This window comes from Caulobacter sp. Root343, from assembly GCF_001425745.1.
In the GTDB taxonomy this organism is placed as follows: domain Bacteria; phylum Pseudomonadota; class Alphaproteobacteria; order Caulobacterales; family Caulobacteraceae; genus Caulobacter.
The window spans coordinates 677,590-695,494 of the sequence record NZ_LMDF01000005.1; the positions used below are offsets into that span (position 1 = coordinate 677,590).

15 protein-coding genes and 2 pseudogenes are annotated in these 17,905 nt (G+C 68.1%); 10 read left to right on the plus strand and 7 right to left on the minus strand.

Annotated elements, in window-relative coordinates; translation table 11 throughout:
* Positions 1-116: 116 nt before the first annotated feature.
* The 3 genes and pseudogenes from ASC70_RS07120 to ASC70_RS24860 form a co-directional block, all read left to right on the plus strand.
* Positions 117-5,948, plus strand: coding sequence for a HAMP domain-containing protein (locus ASC70_RS07120; protein WP_056048050.1), 5,832 nt, complete (start codon positions 117-119; stop codon positions 5,946-5,948).
* Between the two features lie 5 nt (positions 5,949-5,953).
* Positions 5,954-7,948 (plus strand): response regulator, encoded by a 1,995-nt coding sequence (locus ASC70_RS07125; protein ID WP_056048053.1) that lies wholly within the window; start codon positions 5,954-5,956, stop codon positions 7,946-7,948.
* A 3-nt stretch (positions 7,949-7,951) separates the two neighbouring features.
* Positions 7,952-8,121, plus strand: a pseudogene (locus tag ASC70_RS24860) (hypothetical protein); the annotation flags it as partial.
* Between the two features lie 8 nt (positions 8,122-8,129).
* Here the strand turns inward: ASC70_RS24860 and ASC70_RS07130 are convergent.
* Positions 8,130-9,038, minus strand: coding sequence for an AraC family transcriptional regulator (locus tag ASC70_RS07130; RefSeq protein ID WP_056048056.1), 909 nt, complete (start codon positions 9,036-9,038; stop codon positions 8,130-8,132).
* Between the two features lie 195 nt (positions 9,039-9,233).
* Here ASC70_RS07130 and ASC70_RS07135 point away from each other — a divergent pair, with 195 nt between their 5' ends.
* Both ASC70_RS07135 and ASC70_RS25935 read left to right on the plus strand, forming a co-directional pair.
* The gene (locus ASC70_RS07135) at positions 9,234-10,274 is read left to right on the plus strand and encodes an NAD(P)-dependent alcohol dehydrogenase (RefSeq protein WP_056048059.1); all 1,041 of its coding nucleotides are present in this window, start codon (positions 9,234-9,236) and stop codon (positions 10,272-10,274) included.
* A gap of 99 nt (positions 10,275-10,373) precedes the next feature.
* A pseudogene (locus ASC70_RS25935) lies at positions 10,374-10,449 on the plus strand (cysteine methyltransferase); the annotation flags it as partial.
* On the opposite strand, the gene ASC70_RS07140 reads toward ASC70_RS25935, so the two are convergent.
* The 3 genes from ASC70_RS07140 to ASC70_RS07150 all read right to left on the minus strand — a co-directional run bounded on the left by ASC70_RS07140 (position 10,443) and on the right by ASC70_RS07150 (position 12,001).
* Complete coding sequence (locus tag ASC70_RS07140; RefSeq protein WP_056048062.1) at positions 10,443-11,051, minus strand: TetR/AcrR family transcriptional regulator; 609 nt, start codon at positions 11,049-11,051, stop codon at positions 10,443-10,445. The pseudogene ASC70_RS25935 and the gene ASC70_RS07140 overlap by 7 nt on opposite strands.
* 78 nt (positions 11,052-11,129) lie before the next feature.
* A complete protein-coding gene (locus ASC70_RS07145) occupies positions 11,130-11,777 on the minus strand; it encodes a TetR/AcrR family transcriptional regulator (RefSeq protein ID WP_047408244.1) in 648 nt (215 codons plus the stop codon).
* Entirely contained in the window at positions 11,774-12,001 is a 228-nt protein-coding gene (locus ASC70_RS07150; protein WP_047408247.1) for a hypothetical protein, read from the minus strand. The genes ASC70_RS07145 and ASC70_RS07150 overlap by 4 nt, the downstream gene beginning before the upstream one ends.
* Before the next feature lie 366 nt (positions 12,002-12,367).
* On the opposite strand from ASC70_RS07150, the gene ASC70_RS07155 reads away from it, so the two are divergent.
* Entirely contained in the window at positions 12,368-12,568 is a 201-nt protein-coding gene (locus ASC70_RS07155; protein ID WP_047408250.1) for a twin transmembrane helix small protein, read from the plus strand.
* 40 nt (positions 12,569-12,608) lie between these two features.
* The gene (locus tag ASC70_RS07160) at positions 12,609-13,187 is read left to right on the plus strand and encodes a cob(I)yrinic acid a,c-diamide adenosyltransferase (RefSeq protein ID WP_056048064.1); all 579 of its coding nucleotides are present in this window, start codon (positions 12,609-12,611) and stop codon (positions 13,185-13,187) included.
* Positions 13,188-13,398: 211 nt separating this feature from the next.
* Here the strand turns inward: ASC70_RS07160 and ASC70_RS07165 are convergent, their stop codons facing one another.
* On the minus strand, positions 13,399-13,686 hold the full coding sequence (locus ASC70_RS07165) for a hypothetical protein (RefSeq protein WP_056048067.1): 288 nt from the start codon (positions 13,684-13,686) through the stop codon (positions 13,399-13,401).
* 207 nt (positions 13,687-13,893) lie between these two features.
* Between ASC70_RS07165 and ASC70_RS07170 the strand changes: the two genes are divergently transcribed.
* Positions 13,894-14,640 carry an electron transfer flavoprotein subunit beta/FixA family protein gene (locus ASC70_RS07170; RefSeq protein ID WP_056048072.1) on the plus strand — a complete coding sequence of 249 codons (747 nt, stop codon included), beginning with the start codon at positions 13,894-13,896 and terminating at the stop codon, positions 14,638-14,640.
* Positions 14,640-15,581, plus strand: a complete 942-nt coding sequence (locus ASC70_RS07175; RefSeq protein ID WP_056048076.1) for an electron transfer flavoprotein subunit alpha/FixB family protein — start codon at positions 14,640-14,642, stop codon at positions 15,579-15,581. Before ASC70_RS07170 ends, ASC70_RS07175 begins: the two co-directional genes overlap by 1 nt.
* Positions 15,582-15,809: 228 nt before the next feature.
* Here the strand turns inward: ASC70_RS07175 and ASC70_RS25785 are convergent, their stop codons facing one another.
* The gene (locus tag ASC70_RS25785) at positions 15,810-15,938 is read right to left on the minus strand and encodes a hypothetical protein (protein WP_255355012.1); all 129 of its coding nucleotides are present in this window, start codon (positions 15,936-15,938) and stop codon (positions 15,810-15,812) included.
* A 143-nt stretch (positions 15,939-16,081) separates the two neighbouring features.
* On the opposite strand from ASC70_RS25785, the gene gcvA reads away from it, so the two are divergent.
* Positions 16,082-16,963, plus strand: a complete 882-nt coding sequence (gene gcvA / locus ASC70_RS07180) for a transcriptional regulator GcvA (RefSeq protein ID WP_047408264.1) — start codon at positions 16,082-16,084, stop codon at positions 16,961-16,963.
* 3 nt (positions 16,964-16,966) lie between these two features.
* On the opposite strand, the gene ASC70_RS07185 is transcribed toward gcvA, so the two are convergent.
* Positions 16,967-17,842 (minus strand): PhzF family phenazine biosynthesis protein, encoded by an 876-nt coding sequence (locus ASC70_RS07185; RefSeq protein WP_056048078.1) that lies wholly within the window; start codon positions 17,840-17,842, stop codon positions 16,967-16,969.
* Positions 17,843-17,905: the final 63 nt, after the last annotated feature.

Genomic DNA, 17,905 nt, shown 5'->3' on the forward strand with positions numbered 1-17,905 from the left:
ACAATCAACAGCCGCGTTCAGAAAATAGTTTGGGGTGGGTCTGTGTGGGCGAGGGCTCCTGAGCTCGGCCCCACCCCTGATGTCGCCCCGAGGGGCGCAGTTGGGGGAAGCTGGGCATGCAAGGCGTTCTGGAACGGGCCTCGGGCCGAGAGCTCGACGGGCATCAATTGCTGGCGGCGCTGCGGGCGTTCCGGCGCGGTGATTTCTCGGTCCGTCTGCCCACGGATCTCAGCGGCCTCGACGGCGAGCTGGCCGAGGCGTTCAACGACGCGGTCGACCTGAACGACCGGCTCTCGAAGGAATTCGAGCGCCTGCGCGACGTGGTCGGCCGGCAGGGCAAGATCAACCAGCGAGCCCAGCTGCCCGGCGCGGTGGGGGCCTGGGCCGACAGCGTCGAGGCGGTCAACAGCCTGATCACCGACATGGTCCACCCGACCGCCGAAATGGCCCGGGTGATCGGCGCCGTGGCCAACGGCGACCTCTCCCAGACCATGAACCTCGAGAACGAGGACCGTCCGCTGCGCGGCGAGTTCCTGCGCATCGGCAAGGTCGTCAACACCATGGTGGGCCAGCTGGGCTCGTTCGCCTCCGAAGTGACCCGCGTGGCGCGGGAAGTCGGCACCGAGGGCAAGCTGGGCGGTCAGGCCCAGGTCAAGGGCGTCGCCGGGACCTGGAAGGACCTCACCGACAACGTCAATCTGATGGCCGCCAACCTGACCGGCCAGGTCCGCAACATCGCCGAGGTGACCACCGCCGTCGCCAACGGCGACCTCTCGCGCAAGATCACCGTCGACGTGAAGGGCGAGGTGCTGGAGCTGAAGAACACCATCAACACCATGGTGGACCAGCTCAACAGCTTCGCCTCGGAAGTCACCCGCGTGGCCCGCGAAGTCGGCACCGAAGGCAAGCTGGGCGGCCAGGCCAACGTCAAGGGCGTGGCCGGCACGTGGAAGGAGCTGACCGACAACGTCAACCTGATGGCCGGCAACCTGACCGGCCAGGTCCGCAACATCGCCGAGGTGACCACCGCCGTGGCCCGCGGCGACTTGTCCAAGAAGATCACCGTCGACGTGCGCGGCGAAATCCTGGAGCTGAAGGACACCATCAACGTCATGGTGGACCAGCTGAACGCCTTCGCCTCGGAAGTGACGCGGGTGGCCCGCGAGGTCGGCACCGAGGGCAAGCTGGGCGGCCAAGCGCGAGTCGAGGGTGTGACCGGGGCCTGGAAGGACCTGACCGACAACGTCAACTTCATGGCCGCCAACCTGACCGGCCAAGTGCGGAACATCGCCGAGGTGACCACCGCCGTGGCCATGGGCGACTTGTCCAAGAAGATCACCGTCGACGTGAAGGGCGAGATCCTGGAACTGAAGTCGACCATCAACATCATGGTCGACCAGCTCAACGCCTTCGCCTCGGAAGTCACCCGCGTGGCGCGGGAGGTCGGCACCGAAGGCAAGCTGGGCGGCCAGGCCAACGTCACCGGCGTCGGCGGCACCTGGAAGGAGCTGACCGACAACGTCAACCTGATGGCCGGCAACCTGACGGGTCAGGTCCGCAACATCGCCGAGGTGACCACCGCCGTCGCCACCGGCGACTTGTCCAAGAAGATCACCGTCGACGTGAAGGGCGAGATCCTGGAGCTGAAGAACACCATCAACGTCATGGTGGACCAGCTGAACTCCTTCTCCTCGGAAGTGACCCGTGTGGCCCGCGAAGTCGGCACCGAGGGCAAGTTGGGCGGCCAGGCCCAGGTCAAGGGCGTCACCGGGGCCTGGAAGGACCTCACCGACAACGTCAACTTCATGGCCGCCAACCTGACCGGCCAGGTCCGCAACATCGCCGACGTCACCACCGCCGTGGCCAACGGCGACCTCAGCAAGAAGATCACCGTCGACGTGAAGGGCGAGATCCTCGAGCTGAAGAACACCATCAACACCATGGTGGACCAGCTCAACGCCTTCGCCTCGGAAGTGACCCGCGTGGCGCGCGAAGTCGGCACCGAGGGCAAGCTGGGCGGCCAGGCCCAGGTCAAGGGCGTCGGCGGCACGTGGAAGGAGCTGACCGACAACGTCAACCTGATGGCCGGCAACCTGACCGGCCAGGTGCGGAACATCGCCGAGGTGACGACCGCCGTGGCCATGGGCGACCTCAGCAAGAAGATCACCGTCGACGTGAAGGGCGAGATCCTCGAGCTGAAGAACACCATCAACGTCATGGTCGATCAGCTGAACTCGTTCTCGTCGGAAGTGACCCGCGTGGCCCGCGAAGTCGGCACCGAGGGCAAGCTGGGCGGCCAGGCCCAGGTGAAGGGCGTCGCCGGCACCTGGAAGGACCTGACCGACAACGTCAACTTCATGGCCGCCAACCTGACCGGCCAGGTGCGGAACATCGCCGACGTGACGACCGCCGTCGCCAAGGGCGACCTTTCCAAGAAGATCACCGTCGACGTGAAGGGCGAGATCCTCGAGCTGAAGTCGACGATCAACGTCATGGTCGATCAGCTGAACGGCTTCGCCTCGGAAGTGACCCGCGTGGCGCGGGAAGTCGGCACCGAAGGCAAGCTGGGCGGCCAGGCCCAGGTGCCCGGCGTGGCCGGCACCTGGAAGGACCTGACCGACAACGTCAACATGATGGCCGCCAACCTGACCGGCCAGGTGCGCAACATCGCCGACGTCGTCACCGCCGTGGCCCAGGGCAACCTGAAGCGCAAGCTGACCCTGGACGCCAAGGGCGAGATCGCCTCGCTGGCCGACACCATCAACGGCATGATCGAGACCCTGGCCACCTTCGCCGACCAGGTGACCAACGTGGCCCGCGAGGTGGGTTCGGAAGGCAAGCTGGGCGGCCAGGCGCGGGTGCCCGGCGCCGCCGGCCTGTGGCGCGACCTGACCGACAACGTCAACGAGCTGGCCGCCAACCTGACCACCCAGGTCCGCGCCATCGCCGAGGTGTCGACGGCCGTGACCAAGGGCGACCTGACCCGCTCGATCACCGTCGAAGCCTCGGGTGAAGTCGCGGCCCTGAAGGACAACATCAACGAGATGATCCGCAATCTGAAGGATCAGACTCTGAAGAACACCGAGCAGGACTGGCTGAAGACCAACCTGGCCCGGTTCAGCCGCATGCTGCAGGGCGAGCGCGACCTGTCGACGGTGTCGAACCTCGTCCTGTCCGAGCTGGCCCCGCTGATCAACGCCCAGCACGGGGTGTTCTACGTCTCCGACACCGACGAGAGCGGCCAGGCCGTGCTGAACCTGGCCGCCAGCTACGCCGGCAATCGCCGCAAGCCGCCGGCCGGCCAGCTGCGCCTGCGCGAAGGCCTGATCGGCCAGTGCGCGGCGGAGAAGGAGCGCATCCTGCTGACCAACGTCCCCAAGGACTATGTCAAGGTCAGCTCGGGCCTGGGCGAGAGCGCCCCGCGCAGCATCATCGTCCTGCCCGCCTTGTTCGAGGGCGAGCTGAAGGCGGTGATCGAACTGGCCAGCTTCGGCGAGTTCAACGAGACCCAGCAGGCCTTCCTGGACCAGCTGATGGAATCGATCGGCATCGTGCTGTCGACCATCGCCGCCAACATGCGGACCGAGGGCCTGCTCGAGCAGTCGCAGCTACTGACCGCCGAACTCCAGGCCCAGCAGGGCGAGCTGAAGAAGACCAACGACCGCCTGGAACTGCAGGCCGCCTCGCTCCGCCAGTCGGAGGAGCTGCTGCGCTCCAAGCAGGAGGAACTGCAGCAGACCAACGCCGAACTGGAAGACAAGGCGATGCTGCTGTCGGCCCAGAACAAGCAGGTGGAAGCCAAGAACACCGAGGTCGAACAGGCCAAGGCGGCGCTGGAGGAAAAGGCCGAGCAGCTGGCCCTGACGTCCAAGTACAAGTCCGAGTTCCTGGCCAATATGAGCCACGAGCTGCGCACGCCGCTGAACAGCCTGCTGATCCTGTCCAAGATGCTCAGCGAGAACGCGCAGGGGAACTTGAGCGACAAGCAGGTCGAGTTCGCCCGCAACATCCACAGCGCCGGCGCCGACCTGCTGGGCCTGATCAACGATATCCTCGACCTGTCCAAGATCGAGAGCGGCACGGTCACCCTGGACATCGGCCAGATGCCGTTCGCCGCCCTGCGCGACCAGACCCAGCGCACCTTCGCCCAGCTCGCCCAGGACAAGAAGCTGGACTTCCTGATCGAGATCGACCCCGCCCTGCCGCCGGCCATGTACACCGACGACAAGCGCCTGCAGCAGGTGATCAAGAACCTGCTGTCGAACGCCTTCAAGTTCACGCAACAAGGCTCGGTCAAGCTGGCCGTGCGCCGCGCCGAGTCCGGCTGGGCGCTGGGCAACGACCACCTGAACAAGGCCGGCCAGGTGCTGGCCTTCGAGGTCGAGGACACCGGCATCGGCATCCCCGAGGACAAGCAGCGGATCATCTTCGAGGCCTTCCAGCAGGCCGACGGCACCACCAGCCGCAAGTACGGCGGCACGGGCCTGGGCCTGTCGATCAGCCGCGAGATCACCCGCCTGCTCGGCGGCGAGCTGAAGGTGGTCTCGACGCCCGGCGTCGGCAGCACCTTCACCCTCTATCTGCCGCTGAACTTCAGCCCGACCGCCCAGCAGCAGCCGACCATGCCCGCGCCGCGCGCCCCGAGCAGCTCGGCGACCTTCACCTTCTCGACCGCCGACGCCCCGTCGTACGAGCCGGCCGAGACGGTGATCGATGACCGCGAGTCGATCACGCCCAACGACGCCACCGTGCTGATCGTCGAGGACGACCCCCGCTTCGCCTCGATCCTGCTGGCCCTGGCCCGCGACAGCGGCTTCAAGGGGGTGGTCACCGCCGAGGGCTCCAGCGTCCCGTCCCTGGCCCGCCGCTTCGCCCCCGAGGCCATCCTGCTGGACGTCGGCCTGCCCGACATGGACGGCCTGGCCCTGCTGGACCTGCTCAAGCGCACCCCCGAGACCCGGCACATCCCGGTGCAGGTGATCTCGGCCGACGACCGCGGCGGCCTGTCCCTGTCGATGGGCGCCCTGGGCTTCACCAGCAAGCCGGTCGAGCAGGAGGCGGTGGTCTCCACCCTCGACCGCGTCCGGCGCCTGGCCGACCAGCCCGAACGCACGCCGATCCTGGTCGGCGGCGATCCCGAGACCGCCGAGCTGTTGACCTCGGTGTTCGGCGCCGCGCGAACCGAGACCGGCCTCAACGCCCTCCCCGCCGAGGCCTTCACCGGCGAACGGGGCTGCCTGGTCGTGGCGGTCCGCGGCGGGACGGTCGGCCACACGCTGGACCTGCTGCGCCAGCACGGCGCGGTGTCGGGTTCGACGGTGCTGTACGCGCCGGGCGAGCTCGACGCCGAGGACGAGCGTCGCCTGCGCCTGGCCGTCTTCACCGGCGCGGCGCGGCTGGCCCGCACCAGCGAGCAGCTGATCGACCACGTGGCCCTGATCCAGCACGCGCCGTTCGAGCGCCTGCCCGACACGGCCCGCGCCATGCTGACCCGCACTCGCCACGCCGACACAGTGCTGATGGGCCGGACCGCCGTGGTCATCGACGACGACATCCGCAACATCTTCTCCCTGGCCAGCGCCCTGGAGGAGTACGGCATCGAGCTGCGCTACGCCGAGAGCGGCCGCGCGGGGCTGGAGCTGCTGGACAGCCTTCCCTCGGTCGACATGGTCCTGGTCGACATCATGATGCCCGACATGGACGGCTACGAGACCATGCGCGAGATTCGCGCGCGCGGTCGTTTCGCCGATCTGCCGGTGGTGGCCGTCACCGCCAAGGCCATGAAGGGCGACCGGCAGAAGTGCATCCAGGCCGGCGCTTCGGACTATGTGTCCAAGCCCGTCGACCTGGACCAGCTGATCTCGGTGCTGCGGGTCTCGGTGCAGCGGGCCGACGCCCGTCGCCTGGCCGGTGACAATATCATCAACCTGTCCAGCGTGGCCCAGTGACGACCATGTCGACACCCGCGGTCCAGTTCCCGCCCGAACCCATCCCGATCGACCGGCCTCGAGCCAAGGTGCTGATCGTCGACGACGACGAGCGCAACGCCTTCGCCGCCAGCCAAGCGCTGGAGTCGCTGGGCCAGGAGCTGGTCGTCGCCCGCTCGGGCCCCGAGGCGCTGCGCCGGCTGCTGACCGACGACTTCGCGGTCATCCTGCTGGACCTGCACATGCCCGACATGGACGGGTACGAGACGGCGGCCCTGATCCGCGAGCGCCGCCGCACCCGCGACGTGCCGATCGTCTTCCTGACCGCCGTGTTCCGCGACGAGGGCCACATCTTCAAGGCCTATTCGGCCGGCGCCGTGGACGTGGTGTTCAAGCCCGTCGACCCGTTCATCCTGCGCTCCAAGGTCCAGGTGCTGGTCGACCTGCACCTCAAGCGGGTCGAGCTGGCCCAGGAGCTGGAGAACCGCCAGCGCCTGATGGAGGAGAACGCCCGCGTCCACGCCGAGAAGCTGGAGGCCGAGCGCTCGCTGCAGACCAGCCTGCGTCGCCAGCAGGCGATCCAGCGGGCCCTGCCGATCGTGTTCTATTCCCGCGCCGCCGACCCGCCCTACGCGGCCCTGTCGGTCAGCGACAGCGTCAAGGGCCTGACCGGCTTCGAAGCCGACGACTTCACCGGCGACCCAGCCTTCGGCTTCGAGCGCGTCCATCCCGACGACCGGCACATCGTCGCGCGCGCCCAAGAAGAGGCCCGCCGGGTCGGGGCCTATGCCTGCGAGTACCGCTGGCAGTGCGCCGACGGGACCTACAAGCTGCTGATCGACCAGGGCATCCTCAGCGAGGACCAGGACACCGGCGCCCCGGTCGTGTTCGGCACCATGCTGGACAATACCGAGCGCCGCGCCCTCGAGGAGGCCTTGGGCCACGCCCGTAAGATGGAGACGGTCGGCCAGCTGACCGGCGGCGTCGCCCACGACTTCAACAACCTGCTGACCGTTATCCTCGGTAATGTCGACCTGATCCAGCGGCGCTGCGGCGACACGTTCCCGTTCGTCCGCCAGGTGTCGGCGATCCGCCAGGCCACCGAGCGGGGCGCGGCCCTGACCCGGCAGCTCTTGGCCTTCTCGCGCCGGCAGCGGCTGGACCCGGCGGCGGTGGACCTCAACGACCTGGTCCGCGAGTTCTCGCCGCTGATCCGCCAGGCGGTCGGCGAGGCGGTGTCGATCCAGCTGGAGGCCGCCAGCGCCCCGGCCTTCGTGCACATCGACCCCGCGCAGATGGAAAGCGCCCTGCTGAACCTGGCCGTCAACGCGCGCGACGCCATGGAGGGCGCCGGCGGCATCACCATCACGGTCCGCGCCGATCCCGCCGCCGGCCACCGCCTGATCGTTCGCGACACCGGGCCGGGCATGGCCCCCGACGTGGCTTCGCGGATCTTCGAGCCGTTCTTCACCACCAAGGACGTCGGCAAGGGCTCGGGCCTGGGCCTTAGCCAAGTCTACGGCTTCGTGCAGCAGTCCGGCGGCGAGGTGACCGTCGTCACCGCCCGGGGCGAGGGCGCGGCGTTCGAGATCACCCTGCCGGCCATCGAGCCGCCCGCCGCCGTCAAGACCGCGCCCGCGCCGCGCTCGGAGGCGGCCACCGGATCGGAGCACATCCTGGTCGTCGAGGACGATCCGTCGGTGCTGGCCCTGGCGGTCGACACCCTGGAGTCGCTGGGCTACCGCGTCACTACCGCCCGCAACGCCGCCAGCGCCTTGCGCCGGCTGAAGGGTCCGCAGGCGTTCGAGATGCTGTTCTCCGACGTGGTCATGCCCGGCGGCGTCAGCGGCCTGGACCTGGCCCGCCGCGCCCGAGGCTGGAACCCCGGCCTGAAGGTGCTGCTGACCTCCGGCTTCATCGGCGCCGAGGCCATCGACTGGGCCGACGAATATCCGATGATCGACAAGCCGTATGACTCGCCCTCGCTGGCGGCCAAGGTGCGGTCGGTGCTGGACGCTTGAGGAATTCCCCTTCTCCCCTTGCGGGAGAAGGTGTCGCCGGAGGCGACGGATGAGGGGTCGATAGTCCTGCCGGCTTGGCGCCCAGCGGCAACCGGTGGGTCACGGCGGATACTGTCTTCAACCCCTCACCCGACCCGCTTCGCGGGCCACCCTCTCCCGCAAGGGGAGAGGGGCGCAGGGATCACTCCGCCGCCAACGGCGCCCTTAGCGCCTCCAGGTCCCGGGCCGGCGACAGGCCGTACAGCCGCCGATATTCGCGGCTGAACTGCGATGGGCTCTGGTAGCCGACGCTGTAGCCAGCGGTCCCGACGTCCATGTTCTCGACCAGCATCAACCGGCGGGCCTCATAGAGCCGCAGCTGCTTCTGGTACTGCATCGGCGTCATGTTGGTGACGGCCTTGAAGTGGTGGTGCAGCGACGACTCGCTCATGCCCACGTGGTCGGCCAGGGCCTCGATGCGCAGCGGCTGGGCGAAGTGCTCGCGCAGCCAGGCGACGGCGCGGGTGACGCGGTGGCCCTGGCCCTCGGCCATCGCGATGTGCAGCAGCCGCGCGCCGTGCGGGCCGCTCAGCAGGCGGTAGAGGATCTCCTGCTCGATCAGCGGGGCCATGGCCGCCACGTCCGCGGGGCGTTCCAGCAGGCGCAGCAGGCGAAGGGTGGCGTCCAGCAGCTCCGGCGAGGCCGGGTTGACCGCCACGCCGCGCATGCCGCTCGGGCTCGCCGAGGCCTGCTCCGGCAGCCGGCCGATCAGCTCGGCCAGCCGAGCGGGATTGATCGCCACGCCGACGCACAGGTGCGGCTCCGCCTCGCTGGCCTGGAGGATCCGCGCGGTCGCCGGCAGGTCCAGGGCCACCAGCAGGCAGTCGCCGACGCCGTAGTGCAGCTCCTCGTCGCCGACCGTCAGGCACTTGCGCCCGCCCGCCACCAGCCAGAACGACGGCCGCTGGTCGATGTGCAGCCGGCCGCTGGGCGAGCAGCGGCGGGTCAGGTACAGGCCGCCGATCGCGGACTCGGGACTGTCGTCGTCGGCGTAACGGGCGACGAGCTCGGCGATCTGGGCATAGACGTCGGCGTCGGCAGAAGGGCTCAAGGACTTGGTTTTCCGGGCTTTCGCGAGGCCTAAGGTCTATCCTCGCGCTCGCGAGGGGAAAACCGCTTTCGCGGCGGTTTGCAGGATCGTGCAAGAGACTCGCAGGATCGGCGTAACGCTCCGGCCCCGCCGCGTGGCAATCCTTGCGGCGTTCGATCCTCCCCGATCGCTCTCCCAAATCAAGGACCCATCCGAATGGCCAAAGCCAAAGGCTATGCGGTGCCCGCCGCCGGCGCGCCCCTCGCGCCCTTCACCTTCGACCGCCGCGAACCGAACGCCGACGACGTCGTCATCGCCATCAAGCACTGCGGCGTCTGCCACTCCGACATCCACATGGTCGACAACGGCTGGGGCCAGAGCGTCTATCCGATCGTGCCCGGCCACGAGATCACCGGCGTGGTTACCGCCGTCGGCTCGGGGGTCACCAAGTTCAAGGAAGGCGATCGGGTCGGCGTCGGCTGCTTCGTCGACAGCTGCACCACCTGCGCGGCCCGCGACCTGGACCGCGAGCAGTACATGCCGGGCCTGGTCCTGACCTACAGCGGCTTCGAGCCTGGGAGCGACCTGCCGACCTACGGCGGCTATTCCGACCACATGGTGGTCAAGGAAGGCTACGTCCTGTCGATCCCCGACAACCTGGCCCTCGACGCCGCCGCCCCGCTGCTGTGCGCCGGCATCACCCTCTATTCGCCGCTGCGCCACTGGAACGCCGGTCCCGGCAAGTCGGTCGCCATACTCGGCATGGGGGGCCTCGGCCACATGGGCGTCAAGCTGGCCCACGCCCTGGGCGCGGAGGTCACCGTCCTCAGCCAGACCCTGTCCAAGCAGGAAGACGGCCTGAAGATGGGCGCCGACCACTACTACGCGACCAGCGACCCGAAGACCTTCGAGACCCTGGCCGGGACCCTGGACCTGATCATCTGCACCGTCTCGGCCGGCATCGACTGGGGCGCGTATCTGAGCCTGCTGAAGGTGGACGGGACCATGGTGCTGGTCGGCGCGCCGGAAGAGCCCGTGCCGCTGAACGCCTTTGCCCTGATCCCCGGCCGCCGCACCCTGGCCGGCTCGATGATCGGCTCGATCAAGGAAACCCAGGAGATGCTCGACTTCTGCGGCCAGCACGGCATCGTCGCCGACATCGAGACCATCGCCATCGACCAGATCAACGAGGCCTACCAGCGCATGGCCAAAAGCGACGTGCGCTACCGCTTCGTGATCGACATGGCGACGCTGTAGGAAAAAGACCCCTCTCCCCTTGCGGGAGAGGGTGGCCGCCGAAGGCGGTCGGGTGAGGGGTCGCACCAACAGAAACGCCGCGACGGCCGAAAGGCTTGTCGCGGTGGTTTCGTTCTTCGACCCCTCATCCGGCCTTCGGCCACCTTCTCCCGCAAGGGGAGAAGGAAGCTATCGCGGCCGCCAGCCCTCGGCGATCACGCCGATCTGCTTGTCCATCACCGCCGACATCTCGGCCGCCGGCAGGGTCGCCCCCGCCGCGGCCGTCATGCGGTAGTTCCAGGCATAGGCGGCCTTCAGGGTGTCGACCACCAGGCGCAGGTCCAGGTCGCCCCGCACCTCGCCCTTGCGCACGCCCTCTTCCAGGACGTCGAGCAGCATCTGGGTCAGGCGCGGATTGCGGCCGTAGGGCGTGACGCCCGGATCGTTGTTCGGATTGTACGAGGCCGCGATGTGGGCCAGGAACAGCTTGGACCGCCGGGTCTCGAACTCGTAGTGGATGGCGAAGATCGAGCACAGCCGATCGGCCGTGCTGCCCCGCAGGAACGGCACCACCCGGTCGAACTCGGCATAGAGCTCGGTCAGGCGATGCTCCATGACATGGCTCAGCACCTCCGCCTTGGAGGCGAAGGTGGTGAACACGCTGCCGACGGAAACCCCCGCCCGCTCCGCGATGGCGCGGATGGTGGTCTCCTCGTAGCCGACGTCATTGAAGAGGTCGCGCGCCGCTTCGAGAACCTTCTCGCGCGTCGCCGCCTTCTGATCATCTCTCACGCCCACGCACGTCCCCCTCGAACACGCTAGCGTCATTGTTCAATCGAAGACGCCCCGTTCCCCCGAACGGAGCGTCGTTCGGGCTTAAGCGCGGGCGCCCGCGAAGATGACTTTCAGTTGATCCGAAAGCCGCGCTAGCAGAGCTTCCACCGACCAACCGTCGTAGACGGCGCGGCGATAGTTGGCGACATACACGTCCCAGGTGATCTCAGCCAAGAGCTTAGCGTCGATATCTTTCTTCAACTGGCCTTGATCGACGCCGCGCTGCAGGGCGTCGGCGATCAGTCGGAAGATGTGCTTGATGTCGGCGCGGGCGCGACGCTCGGCGGCCTCCGACCGGGTCCACGACACCGCGATGCTGGCGCGCAGCAGCGGCAGTTGCTCGACATGGAAGCTGTAGGCGACGCCGAACAGGCCCAGCAGGGCTTCGTCGATCGTCTTGGCGGTGCGCGAGGCCTGGGTCATCTGGGCGTAGATGACTTCGTAGTCGGCGGTCAGGATTTCCTCGAACAGCTCCGACTTGTCGGCGAAGCTGGCGAACACGGCGCCGGTTGACATGCCGGCGGCCTGGGCGATGTCACGGATCGTGGCGCCCTCGTAGCCGCGCTCGCTAAATAGGCGGCGGGCGGCGGCCAGGACGCGTTCGCGGGTGCGCTGCTTGGCCAGGGCCCGGCGGGTCAGCTTCACCGGAGAGTCGGTGGCCGACTCGATATTGACGGACACAAAGCTCATGCGGCGGACTCCAAACGGGCGAGAGCGGCTTCGGCGCGCTTCTCGAATTCGATGCAATATTCGTCGACGACGTTCTGAAGAACGTCGGCGTAGCGGCGGGCCAGTTGACGGCCGTCTTGCGCGGCGTCGCGCAGGTCGATGATCAGTTGGCGGGCTTCGGCCAGGGCCTCTTCGCGATCGGTCGCGGAGAGCGCGGCGGTCGAGAGCAAAGCGCTCTGAGCCATTGCGGTTATCTCCTGCTCCCCGCTGGGGTGAGTGAAAGCGTTGAACGATCCGCGGTGGGGGAGGTGATCATGTTCAACGAACGCGTACAGGGAAAATAGGAAGCGGGCGCAATAACGCTAGGGGGACGTCATTGCAACCGCGAAATTGAACTGAATTCGCCGAACAAAGGCGAGGGATTATAGATATGGGAGCGCTTTCAAAGCGTCACTGCGACAAATGCGCTCAGCGAACAGGTTCGACGAATCAATTCAGCGGACAGCGCTCGTCGAACCGAATCGCGGGTGCGAGGCGGGAGAAGGCGTGAGGTCCCTTACGGCTCCGGCCTCTATGGCGCGGCCGAGCTCCACGGCCTATTCTCGGCGGCCATGAGCCACCTGTTCGACTTTCTCGTCCCCGCCGCGCTCGTGGCGGTGCTGATCGCCCTGGCCGCCGGCCTCTACGCCCTGTTTCGCGGGGGCGACTTCGGCCGCTCCTATTCGAACAAGCTGATGCGGCTGCGCGTGCTTTTGCAGTTCATCGCCATCATCGTTCTGGTCGCCGCCGCCTTCTGGTGGCGTAAGGCCTGAGAAAACATAGCCTTATTCGCATAACGAAGGTCCGCGACCGATGGTCACGCTGAACCGCATCTACACCCGCACGGGCGACGGCGGCTCGACCCGCCTGGCCACCGGGGCTCCCGTCAGCAAGGCCTCCACGCGGGTCGAGGCCTATGGCGGGGTCGACGAGACCAACGCCGCGATCGGCCAGGCCAGACAGCACACCGCGGCCGACCCGGCGCTCGACGCGATCCTGGAGCGGATCCAGAATGACCTGTTCGACCTCGGCGCGGACCTGGCCACCCCCGAGCAGCACGGCAAGCCCGACTGGGAGCCGCTGCGCATCGTCGACAGCCAGGTCGAGCGGCTGGAGCGCGAGATCGACCTGCTGAACGGCGAAATGGCGCCTTTGACCTCGTTCGTGCTCCCCGCCGGGTCGCCGGCGGCCGCGGCCCTGCACGTGGCCCGCACCGTCTGCCGGCGGGCCGAGCGGACCTGCGTGGCGCTGTCGGCGATGGAGGACGAGATCGTCGGCGCGCCGGCCATCAAATACCTGAACCGGCTCTCCGACCTGCTGTTCGTCGCCGCCCGCTGGAGCAACGACAAGGGCGCGGCGGACGTGCTCTGGAAGCCGGGCGCGACGCGGTAGGACTCTGCCTGTTCAGCACCTGGCTTAGAGGCCGTTTCTCAAAACCCCGCCTTCCTCGCCCTTGTGGCGATGACCCATCGCGCGGCCAGACTCGGCGATTGTCTGTGGCCTCCGCCAACGTCGGCGGGCGCTTGTCCCGCGCAACGCCCATTGAACACTGGGCCCTGGGCACAAGGCCCAGGGAGGCGGGAGTTTTGGTGCTGCGGAAGATCTATTTCTTCGCCGGAGCGGGCTGCGTCGCCGGGGAGGTCGGAGAAGAAGCCTCCGGCGTCACCCGCGCCTCGCCATTGATCGGCGGCAGATTCACCGGCCGGCGGGTCAGGGTCTCGATCGAATAGCTGGTGGCGCACTTCATCCACTTGCCCGCCCAGAGACGGCCCTGCTTCTCGCACTTCTCTTTCGGCCAGACCCACACGACGTGGTAGGTCAGGGCCGCGCCGCTCAGCAGCACGAACAGGCCCAGGAAGATGTACTTCAGGCGGGTGAAGGTCTTGTTCATGGGCGCCCCTTACCGCCTTTTCGCGCGCAGGGGAATTGGCTCGGCCGATGCGGCGGGACCACACGGCCTCAGAAATCGTACAACTGTTTGAACGATACATCCCTCAATGCATTACGCTTACGCGAAGGGAAACTTGCATTGCGGCGCCGAAGCGGTAAGTCGGTTGCCTACACACGATAAAATGCAGCCTGGAGGCGGTGGAAACCGATGAAGGTCCTAGTCCCGGTCAAACGGGTTATCGATTACAACGTGAAGGCCCGCGTGAAGGCGGACCAGACCGGCGTCGACCTGGCGAACGTCAAGATGTCGATGAACCCCTTCTGTGAGATCGCGGTGGAAGAAGCCGTGCGCCTCAAGGAAAAAGGTGTGGCCACCGAGGTCGTCATCGTCAGCATCGGCCCGGTCCAGGCCCAGGAGACCATCCGCACGGCCCTGGCCATGGGCGGCGACCGCGGGATCCTGATCACCACCGACGCCGACCCCGAGCCGCTGGCCGTGGCCAAGCTGCTGGCGGCCGTGGTGGCCGAGGAGAATCCGAACCTCGTCCTGATGGGCAAGCAGGCGATCGACGGCGACAACAACGCCGTCGGCCAGATGCTGTCGGCCCTGCTGGGCTGGCCGCAGGCGACCTACGCCTCGGCGCTCGAGGTTTCCGGCTCGACCGCCAAGGTCACCCGTGAAGTCGACGGCGGCCTGCAGGTCCTGGACGTCGACCTGCCCGCCATCGTCACCGCCGACCTGCGGCTGAACGAGCCGCGCTACGCCTCCCTGCCCAACATCATGAAGGCCAAGAAGAAGGAGATCGCCCAGAAGGCGGTCGCCGACTATGGCGTCGACATCGCGCCGCGCCTGAAGGTCGTCAAGGTCACCGAGCCGGCCAAGCGTTCGGCTGGCGTCAAGGTCGAGACCGCCGCTGATCTGGTTTCGAAACTCAACACCGCGGGGGTGCTGTAATGGCTGTTCTCGTCGTCGCCGATAACGACAACGCGCACCTGCGCGACGGCACCCACAAGACCGTCACCGCCGCCCTGAAGATCTCGGGCGACGTCGACGTGCTGGTCCTGGGCAAGGGCGCCAAGGCCGTGGCCGACGCCGCCGCCAAGATCGCCGGCGTTCGCAAGGTCCTGCTGGCCGAGTCCGACGCCCTGGGTCACGGGATCGCCGAGGCCCAGGCCGACGCCGTCCTGGCGCTCGCGGGCGGCTACGACGCGATCCTGGTTCCAGCCACCTCGGGCGGCAAGAACTTCGCCCCCCGCGTCGCCGCCAAGCTGGACGTCGCCCCGATCTCGGACATCGTCGAGGTCGTCTCGGCTGACACCTTCACGCGCCCGATCTATGCTGGCAACGCGCTGGAGACGATCCAGTCGTCGGACGCCAAGAAGGTGATCACCGTCCGTCCGACCGCCTTCACGGCGGCGGCGGAAGGCGGCTCGGCCTCGGTGGAAACCGTCGGCGGCGCCGACGCCGGCAAGACCCGCTTCGTCAGCGAAGAGATGGTCAAATCGGACCGTCCGGAACTGGCCGCGGCCAAGATCGTCGTCTCGGGCGGTCGCGCCATGGGTTCGGCCGAGGAGTTCCAGCGCGTGATCGAGCCGCTGGCCGACAAGCTGGGCGCCGCCGTCGGCGCCTCGCGCGCGGCCGTCGACGCCGGCTACGCCCCGAACGACTACCAGGTCGGCCAGACCGGCAAGGTCGTGGCCCCGGCGCTGTACGTCGCCATCGGCATCTCGGGCGCCATCCAGCACCTGGCCGGCATGAAGGACTCCAAGGTGATCGTCGCGATCAACAAGGACGCCGACGCGCCGATCTTCCAGGTCGCCGACTTCGGCCTGGTCGCCGACTACAAGACCGCCGTGCCGGAACTGATGGACGCTCTGACGGCGGCGGGGAAGTAGGTCTTCTTCCTTCTCCCCTTGCGGGAGAAGGTGTCGCCGCCAGGCGACGGATGAGGGGTCGCGCGAGCTTGTCGGATAGGGTCTTCAACCCCTCATCCGTCCGCTCCGCGGCCACCTTCTCCCGCAAGGGGAGAAGGAAGACATGAGAAAGGCCCGGAGGCTTTCCTCCGGGCCTTTTGTTTTGCTGTCCTGAACCGGGCGCGCCCCCGCGCGCATCGTCCGGCACGGTTACCGCACCGTGTGAGGCGTGATGCCCTCGGCCCAGCGGAAGTCGTCGTGGGTCAGCAGCGGGGCCTTGGCGGCGGCGCCGGCGAACAGGGCGAGCGTCAGCACGCCCGCGAGAAGCAGGGTCTTCATCGTTTCCGTCCTTTTGAGAAGCGAGAGGAGAAAGATCGTCAGTGCGGCGCCGCGATGAGGACAATGCCAAACCCATCGGTGCTTTACGAACGATGGTATCTGCGCGGACTTGTGAGCTGGACTAACATCCCTACATCTTGATCATGCGCCTGCCGCCCTTCTCGTCCCTGGTCGCCCTGGAGGCCGCCGCCCGCCACAGGAGCTACAGCCGGGCGGCCGACGAGCTGTTCGTCACCCACGGCGCGGTCAGCCAGCAGGTCCGCAAGCTGGAGGAAGAGCTGGGAGTCCAGCTGTTCGCCCGGCGCGGCAATCAGATGGAGCCGACCCCGACCGGCGCGGCCCTGGCGGCCCAGATCGGCGCGGCGATCGACACGCTGCGCCAGGGCGTCGACGGCGCCCGCCGCGCGGCCAGCGGCCCGATCGTCATCTCCACCGGCGCGGCCTTCGCCACCCGCTGGCTGGTCACCCAGCTGGCCCGCCTGTCGGCCGAGACCGGCGAGCTGGACCTGACCATCCGGGTCGAGGACCGCATGTCCGACCTGGCCACCGACGGCGCCGACGTCGCCCTGCGCTTCGGCGAAGGCCCGTGGCCGGGCGTGGAGTCGGTGCGCCTGATCGACGAGGTGCTGTTCCCGGTCTGCAGCCCGGCCCTGCTGGAGCGCCACCCGATCGACAAGCCCGAGGACCTGCTGCACGCCCCGCTGCTGCGTCACACCGGCCTGCCCTGGTCGACCTGGTTCCACGCCATGGGGATCGAGGCGCCGCAGCTGCCGCCGGCCCTGGGCTTCGACGACTCGTCGATGATGCTGGACGCCGCCGCCCAGGGCCTGGGTGTCGCCCTGGCCCGCAGTGGCATCGCCCGCCGCGACCTCGGCGACGGCCGCCTGGTCCGCCCCCTGCCCGGCGAGGTCGACGTCGAGACCGGCCACCACTTCGTCTGGCGCGCCGAGAACCCCAAGCTGCCCAGAATCCTGAAGCTGCGCGACTGGTTCCTGAAGGAGACGGAGGGCGAGCGGGCGCGCTAGGCCTTAGAGGATCAGCTCGCCCCGCAGGACCACGACCGCCGCGCCGGACAGTTCGGGATCGGGCCCGAGCCGCAGGCTGAGCAGGCTGCGACGGCCCATCTTCACGCCCTGCTCGACCACGAGGGCGGCGTCCGGCCCGATCAGACCCGATGCGGCGAGATAGGCGATCAGCGGCCCCGCCGCCGTCCCCGTCGCCGCGTCTTCCCAAAGCCCCACGGTGGGATTGAAGAAGCGGGCATAGGCCGCGCCGGGCGCGCCTTCGTCGAAGGCGTAGACATAGCAGCCCTCCGCGCCGGTGGGGCCCAGCACCGCCAGCAGCTGGGCGGCCAGCGGCGCGCAGCGGTCGACCGCCGCCTTGCCGTCGACCCGGACCATGAGGTGCGCCGCGCCGCTGTCGGCTCCGCGTGGCGGCGGGAACGGCAGGATGTCCCCCGGCTCGAGACCCAGGCTCCGGGCAAGACCGTCGACCTGCGTCAGCGGCTCCAGCAGCCGCAACGGAGCCTGCCGCATGCGCCCGTGGATCCGCCCCTCGCGCGTCTGAAGGACGATCGGCAGAACATGCTCGCCGATCTCCTGATGGAACGTCCTCTCTTCGGCCAGGTCGCCGAGCAGGCCGAAGTGCGCCAGCCACAGCCAGGCGCCCAGCGCGTTGTGGCCCGCGCCGAAGACTTCCGAGCCGTCGGCCGTGAACGAGCGCAGCTTCCAGTCCGCCCGCGTGCTGGCCATGATGAAGGTCGTCTCGGCCTGGTTGAACTCGCCGGCGATGCGGCGCAGGACGGCGTCGTCCAGGTCCTCGCCGCCCTCCACGACCGCCAGCGGATTGCCGCTCAGCGGCGTGTCGGCGAAGACGTCGATGAGACCGGCGACGAGACGAGGCATGCGGCGAACGCTCCTGAACAGGATGATCAGGGATCATCCAGGATAGATTCCCGCAAACCTTGT